Source organism: Paraburkholderia caribensis (assembly GCF_002902945.1).
GTDB lineage: Bacteria > Pseudomonadota > Gammaproteobacteria > Burkholderiales > Burkholderiaceae > Paraburkholderia > Paraburkholderia caribensis.
In genome coordinates, this window is sequence record NZ_CP026102.1 from 1,452,041 (window position 1) to 1,469,429 (window position 17,389).

General features: G+C 63.9%; 12 protein-coding genes. 8 read left to right on the forward strand and 4 right to left on the reverse strand.

What is annotated here, in order from left to right; genetic code table 11:
• The first annotated feature begins 138 nt into the window (after positions 1–138).
• The 5 genes from C2L66_RS22970 to C2L66_RS22990 all read left to right on the forward strand — a co-directional run bounded on the left by C2L66_RS22970 (position 139) and on the right by C2L66_RS22990 (position 6,552).
• A complete protein-coding gene (locus C2L66_RS22970; protein ID WP_060606537.1) occupies positions 139–2,040 on the forward strand; it encodes an AI-2E family transporter in 1,902 nt (633 codons plus the stop codon).
• 201 nt (positions 2,041–2,241) lie between these two features.
• On the forward strand, positions 2,242–3,327 hold the full coding sequence (locus C2L66_RS22975) for an alpha/beta fold hydrolase (protein ID WP_060606535.1): 1,086 nt from the start codon (positions 2,242–2,244) through the stop codon (positions 3,325–3,327).
• A 264-nt stretch (positions 3,328–3,591) separates the two neighbouring features.
• A complete protein-coding gene (locus C2L66_RS22980) occupies positions 3,592–4,560 on the forward strand; it encodes a hypothetical protein (protein WP_060606533.1) in 969 nt (322 codons plus the stop codon).
• 163 nt (positions 4,561–4,723) lie between these two features.
• Positions 4,724–5,359: a VC0807 family protein gene (locus C2L66_RS22985; RefSeq protein WP_054934909.1), complete on the forward strand. Its 636-nt coding sequence runs from the start codon at positions 4,724–4,726 to the stop codon at positions 5,357–5,359.
• The gene (locus C2L66_RS22990) at positions 5,356–6,552 is read left to right on the forward strand and encodes an amidohydrolase family protein (RefSeq protein ID WP_060606530.1); all 1,197 of its coding nucleotides are present in this window, start codon (positions 5,356–5,358) and stop codon (positions 6,550–6,552) included. The genes C2L66_RS22985 and C2L66_RS22990 overlap by 4 nt, the downstream gene beginning before the upstream one ends.
• 96 nt (positions 6,553–6,648) lie before the next feature.
• Here the strand turns inward: C2L66_RS22990 and C2L66_RS22995 are convergent, their stop codons facing one another.
• The 3 genes from C2L66_RS22995 to cuyB all read right to left on the reverse strand — a co-directional run bounded on the left by C2L66_RS22995 (position 6,649) and on the right by cuyB (position 10,963).
• Complete coding sequence (locus C2L66_RS22995) at positions 6,649–8,802, reverse strand: phosphocholine-specific phospholipase C (RefSeq protein WP_060606527.1); 2,154 nt, start codon at positions 8,800–8,802, stop codon at positions 6,649–6,651.
• 106 nt (positions 8,803–8,908) lie between these two features.
• Positions 8,909–9,271 (reverse strand): hypothetical protein, encoded by a 363-nt coding sequence (locus C2L66_RS23000; protein WP_060606524.1) that lies wholly within the window; start codon positions 9,269–9,271, stop codon positions 8,909–8,911.
• 198 nt (positions 9,272–9,469) lie between these two features.
• Positions 9,470–10,963, reverse strand: coding sequence for a cysteate racemase (gene cuyB, locus C2L66_RS23005; RefSeq protein WP_060606521.1), 1,494 nt, complete (start codon positions 10,961–10,963; stop codon positions 9,470–9,472).
• A gap of 386 nt (positions 10,964–11,349) precedes the next feature.
• Between cuyB and C2L66_RS23010 the strand changes: the two genes are divergently transcribed.
• The 3 genes from C2L66_RS23010 to glgA all read left to right on the forward strand — a co-directional run bounded on the left by C2L66_RS23010 (position 11,350) and on the right by glgA (position 14,648).
• Entirely contained in the window at positions 11,350–11,793 is a 444-nt protein-coding gene (locus C2L66_RS23010; protein ID WP_054934917.1) for a response regulator, read from the forward strand.
• Between the two features lie 233 nt (positions 11,794–12,026).
• The gene (locus C2L66_RS23015) at positions 12,027–12,614 is read left to right on the forward strand and encodes a BPSL1445 family SYLF domain-containing lipoprotein (protein WP_054934918.1); all 588 of its coding nucleotides are present in this window, start codon (positions 12,027–12,029) and stop codon (positions 12,612–12,614) included.
• Positions 12,615–13,025: 411 nt separating this feature from the next.
• Entirely contained in the window at positions 13,026–14,648 is a 1,623-nt protein-coding gene (gene glgA, locus C2L66_RS23025; protein WP_054934920.1) for a glycogen synthase GlgA, read from the forward strand.
• Between the two features lie 148 nt (positions 14,649–14,796).
• Here the strand turns inward: glgA and glgX are convergent, their stop codons facing one another.
• Positions 14,797–16,968, reverse strand: coding sequence for a glycogen debranching protein GlgX (gene glgX, locus C2L66_RS23030; protein ID WP_060606515.1), 2,172 nt, complete (start codon positions 16,966–16,968; stop codon positions 14,797–14,799).
• Positions 16,969–17,389 lie beyond the last annotated feature (421 nt).

Below are 17,389 nucleotides of genomic sequence, written 5' to 3' on the forward strand. Positions count from 1 at the left end.
GCGATGCAGTTGATACACTGAACTGAACCCGGCTGGAGGTGGCCAGAGCTGACATGGGCCGCTCGTCCTGCGCCCGGGTCTGCGTCTTGCTTACAATAGCTGCCCTCGTATCGATCCCACGGTCAACCGGCACACGCCATGAAAGTTCCGCTCACCCCGCACCGCCCATCGACCAACCGCGTGTATCCGCCGGGATCGCCGGGGCTGCACGGCCTCGCGTCGGTGATTACCTTCGTCGTCGTGGTCAGCGGCTTGTACTTTGCGCGCGAGGTGCTGATTCCGATCACGCTCGCCGTGCTGCTGAGTTTCCTGCTCGCGCCGCTCGTCAGCCTGTTGCGGCGTCTTCATTTCGGCCAGCTGCCTTCGATCTTCGTCGCGGTGCTCCTTGCCGTCATCACGCTGCTCGCCGTCAGCACGCTGATCGGCGCGCAGATCGCGCAGCTTGCGGGCTCGCTGCCGCAATATCAGGCGGCCATCGAGCGCAAAGTCGAGACCGTGCAGGAGAAAACGGTGGGACGCGCCGATGCGCTGCTGTCGCGCGCCGCGACTGCGCTGGCGCGCGTCGCGCCCGATCGCGCCGCAGTGCCCCACGAAGCGGGTCGCTCGCAGAAGCCGACCGTCGCGGCACCGCTGCCCGTCGAAGTGCACGAACCCATCCCCTCGCCACTGCAACTCGCGCAGCGGGTGTTCTCGCCCGTTGTCGGGCCGCTCGAAACGATGTTCATCGTGCTGGTCGTGACGATCTTCATCCTGCTGCAGCGCGAAGACCTGCGCGACCGGCTGATACGCCTGTTCGGCGCGCGCGACCTGCACCGCACGACCACCGCGATCAACGACGCGGCGAGCCGCCTGTCGCGCTACTTCGTCGCGCAGCTCGGCGTGAACCTCGGCGCGGGCGCGACGATCGCGATCGGCCTCGCGATCATCGGCGTGCCGGGGGCGCTGCTGTTCGGCGTGCTGACGGCACTGCTGCGCTTCGTACCGTATATCGGCACGTGGATCGCGGCACTGCTGGCCGTGATACTCGCGGCGGCGATCCAGCCGCAATGGACGATGGCCGTGTGGACGATCGTGCTGTTCGTGAGCATCGACGTCGTCGCGGGCCAGGTGGTCGAGCCGCTGCTGTATGGGCATAGCTCCGGCCTGTCGCCGCTCGCCGTGGTCGTCGCGGCGATTTTCTGGAGCTGGCTGTGGGGGCCGATCGGCCTCGTGCTGTCGACGCCGCTCACGCTGTGCCTCGTCACGCTGGGCCGTTACGCGGAGCGCCTGAAGTTCCTGACCGTGCTGCTCGGCGATCAGCCCGCGCTCACGCCTGCGCAGAACTTCTATCAACGGCTGCTCGCCGACGATCCACACGAAGCCATCGTGCAGGCCGACCGGTTCCTCAAGGAAATGTCGCTTACCCGCTATTACGACGACGTCGCGCGCGAAGGCTTGCGGCTCGCGCGCAACGACACGCTGCGCGGCGTATTCGCGCCCGAGCAACTGGCGCGCATGAACGAAACCTTGCTCGATATCATCGAGAATCTCGAGCAATTCGACGGCATGCCCGAAGAGAAGCCCGATCCGAATGCGCCCGATGCGCCGCCTGCCGTGCTGCCGGAAGACGCCGCGCAGTTGCGCCTCGTGTGCGTCGCGGGCCGCGGCGCCTTCGACGAAGTGACGACGGCGATCGCCGTGCAATTGCTGGCGCGCCGCGGCTTCGCGCCCGTCACGGCGAACTACGCGCAGTTCCGCCGTGGTCATACGGATACGCACGGTATCGACGGCGCGGCCATCGTCTGCGTGGTCACGCTCGACGCCCCCGAAGCACCGCCCTATCTGCGCAATCTGCTGCGGCGCATCCGCGAGCGCGCGCCCGGCGCGCAACTGATCGTCGGGATTGGCGGGCAATCGGAACGGGTGGACGAAGTCGGCGCATTGAGCGACACGCAAAACGCCAACGGCTTCAGCGATCTCGTCAATCAGTGCGTGCAGGCAGCAGCGAACGCGGTGTCCACGCCGCTCGTCGAAAAGGCGCCGCGCAGCGTCGGCGCCTGAAATGCGCGCGAATGCGCGCGCTGTTGCGTTGCACGCGAATACACCATGCACTTCATACGTTCGACGGACCTGCGCAACTGACGCGTCGTTTGTCCGCACCTTCGTGCGGCAAAGCACTCACGCGGTGATAAGCTGAATGAAAGCGCGCGTCATGCGGCCCGCAAGCTGACGCGCGCTTCTTTCATCGCCGCCGGGAGGCTCATGTCCGCGACCGCCCCGAAGTGCAGGCAGCAAATCCGGCTGTGCACGGCGCACGACGGCGCGCGCATCGCCTACGCGACCTGCGGCAGCGGGCCGCCCATCGTCAAGGCAGCAAACTGGCTGAGCCATCTGGAGTTCGATCTCGCGAGCCCGGTATGGAGTCACATGATCGCCGAGATGTGCCGCGACCATACGCTGATCCGCTACGATCAGCGCGGCTGCGGCCTGTCCGATCACGACGTCGCCGATATTTCATTCGACGCCTGGAAGCAGGATCTGATCGCCGTCATCGATGCGAGCGGTGTCGACCGCTTTGCGCTGCTTGGGATTTCGCAGGGGGCGTCGATTGCCGTCAGCTATGCCGTCGCGTTTCCGGAGCGCGTCTCGCATCTGATCCTGCACGGCGGCTACGCGCGCGGCCGGCTGGTCCGCTCGCGCACCGAGCAGGCGCGCGATGAAGCCGAAACGCTCGCGAAGCTCGCCGAGATCGGCTGGGGCCAGCACAACCCCGCCTTCCGCCAGTTCTTCACGACGCAGTTCATTCCGGGCGGCACGCCCGAACAGCACCGCTGGTTCAACGAGCTGGAACGCATTTCGACCACGCCTCGGAACGCAGCGCGCATCATGCGTGTCTTCAACTGCATCGACGTGGTCGATCTGCTGCCGCATGTGCAATGTCCGACGCTCGTCCTGCACGCCGTGCGCGACGCACGCGTGCCGTTCGAGGAAAGCCGCCTGCTGGCGAGCCTGATTCCCAATGCGCGCTTCGTGCCGCTCGAAAGCGAGAATCATCTGACGCTCGAATGCGAGGACGCATGGCAGCGCTGGCGCGACGAAGTACGCGCCTTCCTGCCGCCCGCGAGCCACGCCAACCCCGTGTTCTCTTCGCTCACGCGGCGCGAGCGCGAGATCGTCGAACTGATCGCGGGCGGCCGCGACAACGCGCAGATCGCCGCGCGGCTCGGTCTATCGGAGAAGACCGTGCGCAATCACATCACGAGCATCTTCGCGAAGCTCGAAGTGGAAAGCCGCGCGCAGGCCATCGTGATGGCGCGCAAGGCGGGCTTCGACGCGCCCGCCGCCTGATTGTTTGCTCGACGCGTTGCATCACGGGGCGCCTGTCCCGGCTTGTCCCGGCTTGTCCCGGATTTCCCGGCTTTGTTGCAGTGCTCACCGCGAGCACCGGGACTCGCGTCTCATTTCCGATCCGATGCCGATCCGCACAATGCGTATCAGCGTTTCGCTACGGCATGCAACACACCACGGCGCAGCGCTTTGAGTCGGCGCCGTCTCTCTTCGTTCTTCTTTCGGCGCCACCCCACTGCAATCCCGCCGAACTGGAGTTCTCAGATGCAAGCTGTAGAGTATCAACTGCCTTCCCATCGCTACGCCAAATGCGTCGAAGTGTCCAAGCGAATCCGCTGGGATATCGACAACGACGTGATCCGCGGGCGTACGTTCGATATCAATCAGAAGTTTCTGCCCGATGGGCTGTCACAGGTGTATCGCCTGCCGTTTCTGAACGACGCCGAGCGCCGCTTCTATTCGCAGGTTCAAGGCCGCACGTACGCGAACATGTTCAAGCTCGTCGAACGCTTCATCGGCGCGAAGATGCTCGAACTCGGACGCGACCATGCACTCGGCGACCAGATCGCACTCGAAGCCGTCGTGCGTCTGACCGACGAAGAACTGAAGCACCAGGAGCTGTTCCGCCGCATCGAGTTGCTCGCGGGCGCGGACATGCCGGCAGGCTATCGCTTCCTGCCCGACCCCGACGACATCGCCATGTTCGTGCTGGGCAAATCGACGTGGGGGATTCTCGCGCTGACGTGTTTCATCGAGATCTTCTCGCAGGTGCATTATCGTCAGAGCATCGAAGCGGACGACACGCTCTCGCCGCTATTTAAAGACGTGTTTATGTACCACTGGAAGGAAGAATCGCAGCACGCGATCATCGACGAACTCGAATGGATGCGCGAGGACGCGAAGCTCGACAAGCCCGCGCGCGATGCTGCCGTCGACGATCTGATCGCGCTGGTGGCGGGCGTCGACGGCGTGGTGCAGATGCAGGCGAAGGAAGATGCCGCGTACTTCTGCCAGCATATGGAGCGTACGCTGCAGCACGCCGAGGTCGCGGAGGTGCAGGCGGCGATGCTCGACGCGTATCGCTGGCAGTACATTGTTTCCGGTGTCGAAGAGCCGCGCTTTCGCTCGCTGCTTACGAGTGTGATCGACGAGGAGCAAGGTCAGCGCATTTTCGCGGCGCTGGCGCCGATCATGAAACCGACGCTTGATCGACCGACGTTGCCGCTTGTCTGAGCGGGCATCGGTTGCACTACGCGTGACACGCAAACGGCGGGCGCCTCAGGGCGCCCGCCGTTTTTCATGTGTTGTCGCCGCGAGCGCCAGACGGATTTTCCCACCCTCGCCGATATGCGACACTACGCACGCAAACCTAGGGCACCGCTAGCGCAGAGGACGTATGAAGGTTCCATACCGATACCTGTCCGCAATGGTCGTCAATCTCGCGCTGCCGTGGCTCGCGTACCGGCTGGCGCTGCCGCATTGGGGCACGACGGGTGCGCTCGCCGCATCGGCTGCGCCGTTGATTGCGTGGATCGCATGGGACCTGTACCACTCGCGGCATTTCGATGCATTGAGCGCCATCGTGCTAGCCGGCATCCTGCCGCTGCTGGCATGGGCGCTGATCGACCGCGGCGAGCACCGGCGCGCGCTCGAAGACCCGATGGTCGCGGCCGTCATCGGCGTCACGTTTCTGCTGTCGCTGCTGCTGCGCAAGCCGTTGGTTTACTATCTCGCGCGTTCGACGGCGTCGCGTGAATCGCGCGAAGGTGTCGAAGCGTTCGAGCGCCACTATCGCGAGCGTCCCGCGCTCGTCGCACAGATCCGCCGGATGACGCTGGTATGGGGCATCGGTCTGACGGCCGAGAACGCCGCGCGTTACTGGGTCGTGACGAACCTGAGCGACGCCCAGCTGGCGTTGCAAATTTCAACGGCGCTGCGCTGGAGCGTCTATGGCTCGCTCACGCTATGGACCCTCTGGACGCGACGCCGCCTCAAACGCATTGACGCTGAGAGAAAAATGGAGTCCGCATGACAGAGCCGCTGTTGATCGTCGATGCACGCTTGCCCGATGGCACGCGCGTCGACGTGTCGATCGTCAATGGCCGCATCGATGCGATCGGCCCTGATTTACAGGTCGAAAACGATGTCGCGCGCGAACATGGCCATGGCGCGCTGTTGTTGCCCGGCTTCGTCGAAGGCCACACGCATCTCGACAAGACGATGTGGGGCATGCGCTGGTATCGCAACGAAGTGGGTCCGAAGCTCACCGATCGCATCGAAAACGAGCGCCGCTTTCGCGCGCAAAGCGGACACGACGCGGCCGCTGCATCGCTCGCATTGGCCCGTGCCTTCCTGCAGGCGGGCACGACCCGCCTGCGCACCCACGTCGATATCGATACCGACGCCGGCCTGAAGCACCTCGAAGGCGTCCTGAAGACGCGCGACGCACTGCGCGACGTGCTCGACATGCAGACGGTTGCATTTCCGCAATCGGGCATGCTCGAACGTCAGGGCACCGTCACATTGCTCGACAAGGCGCTGCGCGGCGGCGCCGACGTGCTCGGCGCGCTGGACCCGGCCCTGATCGACGGCGACCCCGTCGCGTCGCTGAACGCGACTTTCGATCTCGCCACACGTCATCAGAAGCCCATCGACATCCATCTGCACGAACCCGCCGAAATCGGCGCCTTCACGCTAAAGCTGCTGCTTGATCGCGTCGAGGCGCTCGGCATGCAGGGCCGCGTCGTGATCAGCCACGCGTTCTGCCTCGGCGCACTCGCGCCGCGCGAGCGCGATCCGCTGCTCGAGCGGCTCGCCTTGCTGGACGTCGCGCTGCTCACGACGGCGCCCGCTTCCGTGCCCGTGCCGCCGCTCGCCGCCTGCATCGAGAAAGGCGTCACGCTCTTCGGCGGCAACGACGGCATCCGCGACACGTGGAACCCGTTCGGCTCGCCCGACATGCTGGAGCGCGCAATGCTGATCGGCATGCGCTACGACTTGCGCCGCGACGATGCGCTCACCATCGCGTTCGATTGCGTGAGCCACACTGCTGCGCGCGGCTGCGGGTTCGCCGACTACGGGCTGCACGCGGGCGCGCGCGCGGACCTCGTGCTCGTCGATGCAGAAACGCTCGCGCATGCCGTTGCGGCACGTCCCGTGCGCAAGCTGGTCGTGGCGAATGGGCGGATCGTTGCGCGCGACGGCGTGCTGGCCGAAGGCGTGTGAACGCCCTTCCTGATAAACAGACAAACAAAAAGCCCCGGCATCTGAATCATGCCGGGGCCAGGTTTGCGCTGTTCTATACGTTACCGCTCACGCCGCTTACGACGCCACCATGACGGGCACGACAGCCGCCGGATCGCTGATGCTCGTCTTGCCCGTTTCGACGTGACCCGCAAGGCGGCGCTGGAACGACGCGTCATCGTTGTCGCTCACCGTCAGGTCGTACCAGTGATGGCTCGCAGACAGCACCCAGACCTCTTCGATCGACCCGTTGGGCGGCACGATCACCGGACGCGGATGCGCGCCATACGCGTTATCGACCACCGACAACCGCGCGATGCTGTCGCCGTGATTCGTGAACTTCAGATACACATTGCCGTTGCCCACGTCGTAATGCGTCTTCACTTCCGGCAACGCTGGCTTGCGCTTATGGCCGAATCCGCCCTGCGCACTGGCCTGGTTCGACTGCGGCTGCGCGTTGCCTGCAAAGCGGCGCACGAACCCGTTCGGACCGTACACGGTGAACGCATACACGCCGTTCGTCGACGACAGGTTGAACACGTCCTTCAGCGTCTTGCCCGCTTCCACCGTATAGCGCCACGGACCATCCGTGCGGTTGGTCGAATACACATAGAAGTGCGCACCCTGGTCGCCCGTATTGCCGATTTCGATCGTCAGCGAGTTGGCCTTCTCGTCGACCTTGCCGTTCACGTGCAACTCGTACGGCAAGGCACGCGCGAAGCGAATGCCCGGTTCCTGCGGATCGATTGCACCCGGCACGGCAGGCACGGTCGGCGCGGGCTGCGTCGCGCACTGGTTGTCGGCCATGCTCTTGTAGTTGCTCGTATCCGGCAGCGGCGGCATTTTCGCGTCCGGCGTGCGGAAATCGAATGCCGTCGTGAGGTCGCCGCACACCGCGCGGCGCCATGCCGTGATGTTCGGCTCATGCACGCCGAAGCGCGTTTCGATGAAGCGGATCACCGACGTGTGATCGAACACCTGCGAGCACACGAAGCCGCCCTTCGTCCACGGCGAGACAATCGTCATCGGCACGCGCGGCCCAAGACCGTACGGCAGGTTGTCGGCCGTATAGCTGCCGCCGCGGCCAGGATTGACAACGTCGTGAATCTCGCCGTCCGCCGTCACCGTCGAAAGCCCTTGCGCGCGCGACGTCGCCACTTGCGGCGGCACGACGTGATCGAAGAAGCCGTCGTTCTCGTCATACATGATGAAGAGCACGGTCTTGCTCCACACCTCGGGGTTCGACGTCAGCGCGTCGAGAATCTGCGACGTGTACTCCGCGCCGTACGCGGGCGTGTACTTCGGGTGCTCGGAATACGCGGCGGGCGGGCACAGCCACGACACTTGCGGCAGGCGGTTGGCCTGCACGTCGGCCTTCAGGTCGTCGATCGTGCGTACCGTCTGCGCGCGCTGGAACAGCGACGAGCCCGGCTGCGCGTTGATGAAGTTCTCGAAGTTCTGCAGGATGTTCGTGCCGTAGTTGCCGTTCAGCGGGTCCGAGCCGTCCGTGCCCTGCTGATAGATCTGCCACGAGATGCCGGCCGCTTCCAGACGCTCCGGATAGGTCGTCCACGACAGCAGTTGATACTTCGGCGGCACGTCGCCATCCACGAAATCGTTGTTGTCGAGCAGCGGGCCGCCCTTCGTGCCCGTCGGGTCGACTGTGCCCGTCATCAGGTACGAGCGGTTCGGGTGCGTCGGTCCCGGCAGCGAGCAGAAGTACGCGTCGCAGATCGTGAACGCATCGGCCAGCGCATAGTGGAACGGAATGTCCGAGCGCAGGTGATAGCCCATCGTCATGTCCGTCTTGTTGGCGGGCCACTGGTCGTAGCGGCCGCCGTCGATCGCGCCGTGCGTCTTGTACCACGAGTGATCCAGATCGCCGACGCATTGCGCGCTGGTGGTCTGCGTGTTCAGGTGGAACGGCAGCACGGGCCGGGTCGGATCGGCCTTCGACGGCTGATACCAGACGGGTTTGCCGTTGGGCAGCGGAATCGGAAAGCGGTCGTTGTAGCCACGCACACCACGCATGTGCCCGAAATAATGATCGAACGAACGGTTCTCCTGCATGAACACGACAATGTGCTCGACGTCACGGATCGAGCCGGTGCGCGAATTGGCCGGGACGGCAAGCGCGTTGCGGATCGATTCCGGCAGCATCGTCACGGCGGCAGCGGCGCCCGCGGACGTTGCGGCGGTCTTTAGAAAACGGCGACGGCTATTGGATGTCATGATGTTATTGCCTTCTTCTCGGGGGATAGGAATTAACAAGGGAATAACCACGCGTATTCACGCGCGTTTCTTTTTCTCTTTGATTCTGTATTGCGTGAACGTCGATTCAATGGCTCTCTTCGCCCGGCGCGTAGCGCAGAACAGGCGCGACCTGCTGGTTGTCGGCGGCGAGGCTTGCCTGCGCGCTGAGAATGGCGGCGCTGTCCTGCGCGTCGCTTCGCGTGTTGCCGCTGGCGTTCATGCCGCTCGCTTGCGGCGTATTGAACGCGTTGGCGGGATTGCCCGTCGTGGAAGACGGCGGCGTTAATGCAGGCAGCGACGCGGAAGGCGCAGCGGGACTGGCTTGCGATGCCGTGGGCGTCGCGTTGCTGACCGTGGCGGCGTCGTCTGCCCCGCACGCCGCGAGCGCGAACGATGCAAGCGCAACGATTGCGCTCACGCGCAAGGAAGAGAGATGAAGTCCGTTCATTCGAGCGTCCAGGTTCCAGCGGAATCGACGGATGACGGCTTGCATGGGAGGGCGGGCCGTCGCTGGAAACGCAGTCTGAAGTCGAATGAAGAAGTTATTGTGAAACGTTTGACAAGGGAACGAAATACCTTGAAATATTATTTATCGGAAAGCTATCAGAAAGCGAAAAGAAACACGAAAGTCATCGTGTGAAGTGCTTTAAATCAATTCGGCATTAAATGCCGCATTGCTTTCGTTCCGATTCGCATGAACGGCATATTCGACCGGCGACGCTTCATGTCTTGCGCTTGCCGGCGTGGCGAGCGGCGTACCTCGCGCAAACTCGACACAGCATCTCGCGAGCACGTCCGTCGGATCGACGAGATGCGCGCTACGGCCTTTGCGCGTCACCGTCGCCGCTTGCGGAAAAAGCAGCGGCAACTCGGTGCAGGCAAGCAGAATGACTTCGACCTGTTGCGACAACAGACTGTCGACGGCCGCGACGATGTCGTCGGCGCATTCGCCCGCCGTGAAGCCTGCCTTCACGCCCCGCGTGCCGTAGATCGCATTCATCACGCGCGCCTGCATGGCCGGCGGCGGCAGCACCTGGGTCATGCCGCGCGCTTCGAGCGCCGTGCGATAGACGCCGCTTGCGATCGTGCCGTCCGTGGCGAGCAGGCCGATACGATCGACGGCGGGAAACGTCGCGCGCAGATAGTCGGCCGTCACGTTCATCATGTTGATGATGGGCACGCGCAAGCGCGCTTCGATCGGCTCGATGAACGCATGCGCGGTGTTGCACGGAATCGCAATCAGATCGGCGCCGCCGTCTTCGAGCTTCTTGCATGTCGCGTAGAGCGCGAGCGTCGGGTCCGCGCCATCGCCCGTCAGATGATCGGTGCGGTCGGGAATCTGCGGGTTCTGCTCGACCATCACCTTGATGTGGTCCTGATCGCGCGCGGCGGGTGTATTGCGCACCACCTTGTGCATGAAGTCGACCGTCGCGGCGGGCCCTACGCCGCCCACCACGCCAAGCCTGATCTGGCGCGCCGGCCTGCGCTGTTCCGCGAACAGCAGATGTTGCGCGTACACCGAATAGCTGTCGACGACCGGCACGCCGAGAGCGCCGAGCCGCCGCAGCGACAACGCGCTATCGGTGCAGCCCGGCAGCAGCACATCGACGCCCTGCCCGATCAGCGTTTCGCATGCTTCGCGCAACCCGTCCGCGCCCTTCAAGGGAACGCTCACAATCTCGACACGGGCGCGCGCGCCATACCGTTCGAACAGACGTCGCTCGCACAGCACCGGCGAGCTCAGCACGCCGACGCGGCGCGCAAGCGGATAGCGTTGGCGAATATGTGCAAACAGCGCGGCGATCATGTCGACGATTGCGAGCGTGGTGTTCTGCTGCAATTCGTCGATAAACAGATGGCTTTCGAAGCATGGCAACGCAACTGCGGGCAAGCCGCGCTGTTCGAAATCGCGTATCGCGTCGAATACGCCCAACTTGTGTTTCGCTGAACCCGCGACATAAGAAATTGACGCGCGGCGCTCGATATCCGATATGCGTTCGACAGCAATATCGAGTGGCTGAAACATACGCGCATTGGCATTGGCGTCATGCATTTTGCGCAACACCTCCACGGTTGCCAGACGCGCCGCGCCGCCGACCATGCCGAGCGCACGCCGTCCCATCCCAGACGATGTATTCATAGTCCCTCGCTTCGCTGTCTTATTGAAAGCGCGCATTGCGGCGCCCGCCGTGTTCAGGCCACTGGCGCCTTACATCGAATCCCGTATCGCGGCGCCGATCAGAATATAAATCCGAATCGGCATTTATGTCGCATGAATAAGACGGGAAGTCTCCGTATAAACAACAGGCTTAGCTAATTCGCCTTTTTAACCGTCGCCAATTGCGTCTGGTTAACCCCTACATGCGCCGAAATTGACAATTAACGGCAATTCATTCCATTCCGGACGGCAACCCTGTGCTCGCTTTCCCGGCTCGTTTCGGGTCCACCCCTTGCTGAATTCGCAGACTCAGGACGCTAAAAGACAACACAGCGAGACGACACAGCGGCGAACGGAGATCCGCGTATATGGAAACGAACAATCCGCACGACACCGACGACGAGTTGCAATGGCGCGCGATCGGCGCGCACATGGCCGACAACCGGCGCGTGCTGGTCGTCGACGATTACGCCGATGCCGCCGACGCCCTGCAACTGCTGCTGTACGCCAACGGCTTCGAATGCCGTGCGATGCACGGTGCCGAGGACGTCTGCGAACTCGCGTCCCAGTGGCAGCCATTTGCCGTCGTGCTCGACATTGCGATGCCCGGCGTCGACGGGCTGGAGCTTGCGCGCCGCCTACGCGCTTCGGAATCGACTTCGCATATGTTGCTGATTGCCTGTACGGGCTACGCGTCGCAACTCGATCGCGAGCGGGCGCGAGACGCCGGCTTCGACGCGCATTGCGCCAAGCCGCTGACGCCGCAACGTCTGCTCGAACTGTTGAAGCGGGCCACCTCTGACGACGCCTGACGTGTGTGTAATTCATACAGGCATGTTTGCGCCGTGACGTCGTCTCCATACCGCCAGGGACTAGTCACGCGCCTTCACGGATCATGGACGGCGACATGACAGGGGCAGGCACGCGAACTGCTGTCGCAATGTCAGCCCTCGCCGCACAATGGTTTAGCGCGCCCGGGCGGCTGCGGCGAAGCACCGAGGGAGGCGCTAGCCGGGATATCGCGTTGACAGACAGGAGAACAACGATGCATAGAAGAAATTTCATACTGAGCACCGGCGCCGCACTCGCTGCAGGCGGTCTTGCCCTCTCAGGCTGCACGATGACGGGATCTCATTCGACGAGCAGCACCAGCAATTCGGACAAACGCCGTGCAATCGATTCGAGCGTCGATGAAACGCTCTCACGGCTTTACACGACGGCGCACGGCTCGCGCGAACTGGTCGCGAAAGCGCGTGGCGTACTGGTGTTCCCATCCGTCGTTCAGGCGGGCTTCTGGATCGGCGGACAATATGGCCAAGGGTCGCTGCGCGTCGGCGGGCAAACGGTGGGTTACTACAGCACGGCTGCGGGCTCGTTCGGCCTGCAGATCGGCGCGCAGTCGAAGGGCGTGATCTTCCTGTTCATGACGCAGGACGCACTCGACAGCTTCCGCAACAGCCAGGGCTGGTCGGTCGGCGGCGATGCGACCGTGGCGCTCGTGAAGGTCGGCGCAAACGGCAACATCGACACGACCACCGCCACCAAGCCCGTCGAGGCATTCGTGCTAACCAACGCCGGCTTGATGGCGGGCGTGTCGCTTGAAGGCGCGAAGATTTCGCGGCTCGATATCTGAGCGCTAAATAGAGCGCGGATGTAGTACGGGGGACGGGGCGCGCAATGCGCCCCGTATCAGGTCGCTCCGGCGCACTTGTGTAAAACCCTCACGGTGTCCGATGGCTTTTACATCCGGACAGTAACGCACCGTTCATCACGCGCACGTTCACCAAGTTGACGCATTTCATCCTCTACAGTGCTTCATGCACCGCAGTCCCGCGCCCCGTAAAGATCTGAAGAAAACGCCAGGCCGCGCCGCAGCGGCTTCACGACCTGCGCGTACAGATGGCACACCGCTTGCTGCGTTCCGATGCCGCCGTCCTCGCCTAACGCCGACCCGGTCCGCTCCACGGATCGCGCCAGCCATTTACGGCGGCATTCCATTCCAAGCGTCCCACTCAATTCACTCTTTTCACCAGGAGTCACTACCTTGACGCTGAACGTCCTTCTCGTCGCCGCGGAGGCGATGCCGCTGGCGAAGTCCGGCGGTTTGGGCGATATGGTGAGTGCCTACGCCGCCGCGTTGCGCGACGCGGGCGTCGCTTCGACCATTCTGTTGCCTGCGTACCCTGCCGCGCTCGAACGCGCGGCGGGCGTAACGCCGATCTGCCGCATCAGCGGCCTGCCGGGCGGGGACGCGCGGCTGTTACGCGCGCACATGCCCGATACGGGTGTGCCCGTCCTGCTCCTGCAGATGGATCATCTGTTCAAGCGCGACAACCTCTATCAGGACGAGCAGGGCCGCGACTATCTCGACAACGCGATCCGCTTTGCGTCGCTCGCCGCGGCCGCGACGCGCATCGCGCGTGGCGTGCGCGGCGTGCAGACGCCCGACATCGTGCATGCGCACGACTGGCACGCCGGCCTCACGCCGCTGTTGATGAAGCTCGCGGGCGTCGCGGCAAAAAGCGTGTTCACCGTGCACAACCTTGCTTTCCAGGGCAACTATCCGCTCGCGCTGGGTAGCTGGATGGGCGTGCCGCCCGAACTGCTCGCGCCCGCCTTGACGGACCCGCGCAGCATCGAGTTCTACGGTGCGCTCAGCATGATGAAAGCGGGCATCGTGCACGCGGACAAGGTAGTCACCGTCAGCGAGAACTACGCGCGCGAAATTCTCACGCCGCATTTCGGACATCTGATGGAAGGCGTGCTGCAGGCGTGCTCGCACAAGCTGTCGGGTATCACGAACGGAATCGACAGTGTCACTTGGAATCCCGCTGCCGACCCGCTGATCGCACGCGCTTATTCCGCCGACGATGTGCGCGGCAAGCAGGCCTGCAAGCGCGATCTGCAGCAGACCTTCGGCCTGACGGTCGATCCATTCGCGCCGCTGGTTGCGATCGGCAGCCGTCTCACGTCGCAAAAGCTTGCGGACGTCGTGGTCGAAGCGCTGCCGTTGCTGCTCGCACGCCATCCGCGGCTACAGGTGGCGATTCTCGGCAAAGGCGAAGCGTACCTCGAAGCCGCCGTGCGCGATCTCGCCGCCGCGTGGCCGCAGCGCGTCGGCGCGTACGTCGGCTATGACGAGCGGCGCGCGCACATGCTGCACGCGGGTGCCGACGTGTTGCTGCATGGCAGCCGCTTCGAGCCGTGCGGGCTCACTCAGCTCTACGCGCTGCGCTACGGCACGATTCCCGTCGCGTCGCGTGTCGGCGGGCTGCGCGACACGATCGTCGATTACACGCCCGAGCGTTCGCCCGAACTCGGTTTGCCCGAAGAAGGCGCAACGGGCTTCCTGTTCGACGGCGAAACACCCGAGGACGTCGCGGCGGCGGTGCAGCGCGCGCTCGACGCGTTCATGCGGCCTTCGTCGTGGCATGCGCTGCAGCGCAATGCGATGCGGTGCGATTCCAGCTGGCGCAAGCCGGTGCAGGCGTATCTGAAACTCTATGGCACGCTGACGGACGCACGCCCGGCACAACCGCGTGTCGATGTCGACCGCGTCGCAGCGGCCTCGACGCAACGTCGCGCGAACGCGAACGGCGCAGCGAGCGCGCAGACGGTGTGGAGCAATGGCGCCACGGCGCAGGACACGGTGGCGCGAAGCGCTTGAGGATGACGCAGCGGGCCACGCGCGGAGCGCGCAGATAGCAACGGACCTCTTCTCGCGAAGAGGTCCGTTTTTTTACCGCTATCACTTCCTCTCAGGTCCGCCACTACGCCTATAGATCCGCGCCGGCAAGGTCACACCTTCGAGCCGCTCACTCCGTCAAACGCTCTTCGAGCCGCTGGAAGATCCGCTTCGTCTCGCCCTTCGCATGCAACGAGAACAGCAACAGCGAACGGCCCGTCACCTGATACACGTCACCCGATTCGAAATCGGGCAACTCGTCGCGCTCCGGCGCGTTGGTGTCGATCATGCAGCTCCACCGATCGCTGCCCGGTATCTCCGGCAACGTGAAGTCGACGACGTCGTGATACGCGTTGATGACAAGCAACAGCGTCGCGTCGGAAGCTGGACGCCGGATGCCGCTCGCCTGCGCGCGCCCGTCGATCACGAGGCCAAAGCAGCGCATCGCCGAATCGTCCCACTGCTCGCCCGTTAGTTCGACGCCCGCCGGGCTCAGCCATTTCACGTCCTTCACGCCCATGTCTTCGCGCATCTCGCCCGTCAGAAAGCGATTGCGCCTCAGCACAGGCAACGCGTGACGCAGCGTGGTCAGCTTGCGCACGAACTCGGTGAGCGCGCGGCCGTTGTCGTCGATACCCGTCCAGTCGACCCAGCTGACCTCGTTATCCTGGCAATACGCGTTGTTATTGCCCTTCTGCGTGCGGCCGAATTCGTCGCCGGCAAGCACCATCGGCGTGCCTTGCGAAAACAGCAGCGTCGCGAGCAGATTGCGTTTCTGCCGCTCGCGCAGTGCGATCACTTCGGGATCGTCGGATGGTCCTTCCTCCCCGCAATTCCACGAGCGGTTGTCGCTATGGCCGTCGTTGTTGTCTTCACCGTTCGCTTCGTTGTGGCGCTCGTTGTACGACACGAGATCGTTCAGCGTGAAGCCGTCATGCGCGGTGATGAAGTTCACGCTCGCCCACGGGCGCCTGCCGCGCCGGTTGAAGAAGTCGCCCGAAGCGGTGAGGCGCTTCGCGAGATCGGCGGCGGACGCTTCGTCGCCCTTCCAGAACGAGCGCACCGTGTCGCGATAGCGATCGTTCCATTCGGCCCAGCCAGGCGGAAAGCCGCCCACCTGATAGCCGCCCGGCCCGCAGTCCCACGGCTCCGCGATCAGCTTCACGCTGGAGATGATCGGGTCCTGCCGGCAACTGTCCAGAAAGCCGCCGCCTTCGTCGAAACCGTACGGCTCGCGCCCGAGGATGGTCGCGAGATCGAAGCGAAAGCCGTCGACGTTCATCTCCGTCACCCAGTAGCGCAGACTGTCCGTGACCATCTGCAGCACGCGCGGATGCGACAGGTTCAGCGTGTTGCCCGTGCCCGTGTCGTTGATGTAATAGCGGCGCTCCTCAGGCATCAGCCGGTAGTACGACGCGTTGTCGATGCCGCGAAACGACAGCGTCGGCCCGCGCTCGTTGCCTTCCGCCGTGTGGTTGTATACGACATCGAGTATCAGTTCGAGACCGGCGTCGTGCAGCCGGTCGATCATCTCCTTGAACTCCTCGATCACGCCGGGGCCGCGCGCGAAGTAACGCGGATCGGCCGCGAAAAAGCCGATCGTGTTGTAACCCCAGTAGTTCGTCAGCCCTTTGTCGAGCAGGTACGAATCGTTGACGAACGAATGAATGGGCAACAGTTCGATCGTCGTCACGCCGACGCGCCTGATATGGTCGATCACGGCTTTCTGCGCCAGGCCGTCGAACGTGCCGCGCATCTTTTCCGGCACGCCGGGATGCATCTTCGTATAGCCGCGCACGTGGGTCTCGTAGACGATGGTGCGATCCCACGGCACGCGCACGCGCGTCGGATGGGTCCAGTTGAACGTCTGGTCGACCACCTGGCACTTCGGCATGAAAGACGCGCTGTCGCGCTCGTCGAACGTGAGGTCGTCTTCCGTTTCGAGCGTATAACCGAACAGCGACGGGTCCCAGCGCAACGACCCGACATGCGCCTTCGCATACGGATCGAGCAGCAGCTTGTTCGGATTGAAGCGATGGCCGGCCTCGGGCTCGTACGGACCATGCACGCGATAGCCATACACGGTGCCGGGCTTCAGGCCGGCCATATGCACATGCCACACTTCGTCCGTGTATTCGGGCAGTTCGATGCGTTCGAGTTCCTTCTTGCCTTCGTCGTCGAACAGGCACAACTCGACCTTCGTCGCGTGCGCGGAAAAGAGCGCGAAGTTGACCCCTCTGCCGTCCCAGGTCGCGCCGAGCGGAAACGGCAGGCCCTCGGAAATGCGGGAATCGGTGGGCATGGTTGTGTTCCTCAGGCGAATGGAATGGGCGGGGCGTATGACGATGTCTGCATGGACACAGCAGCGTGAAACCGTTAGCAATGTGTGTGCCTGGCAAGTCAATGAAATCCATGATGGGCGCGCCAGCGTCAGGGCCTCTTGCCGCGCTCCGCGCGCGGCACCCGTGCCGCTGCAGGCGCTGGCGGCGCCGCGCGAAGGCATCCTGATTGGCCGAACAAGACCCGCAGCGTGGCCGAACTTACAACGATGCAGAAATTTTTTGCCAAACCCTCTTACTTGCAAAACAGCCGCGTCGCGCGAGCCGTTCACGCCGCCAAGGGCGCGCAACGTCTGGCTCGAAAGCCCGTTGCGCATGACATCAGGCTATGTGCGGCGGCGCGGCGATCCCGCCACGCACGGCGTCAAACGGGTCGCCGGGAGG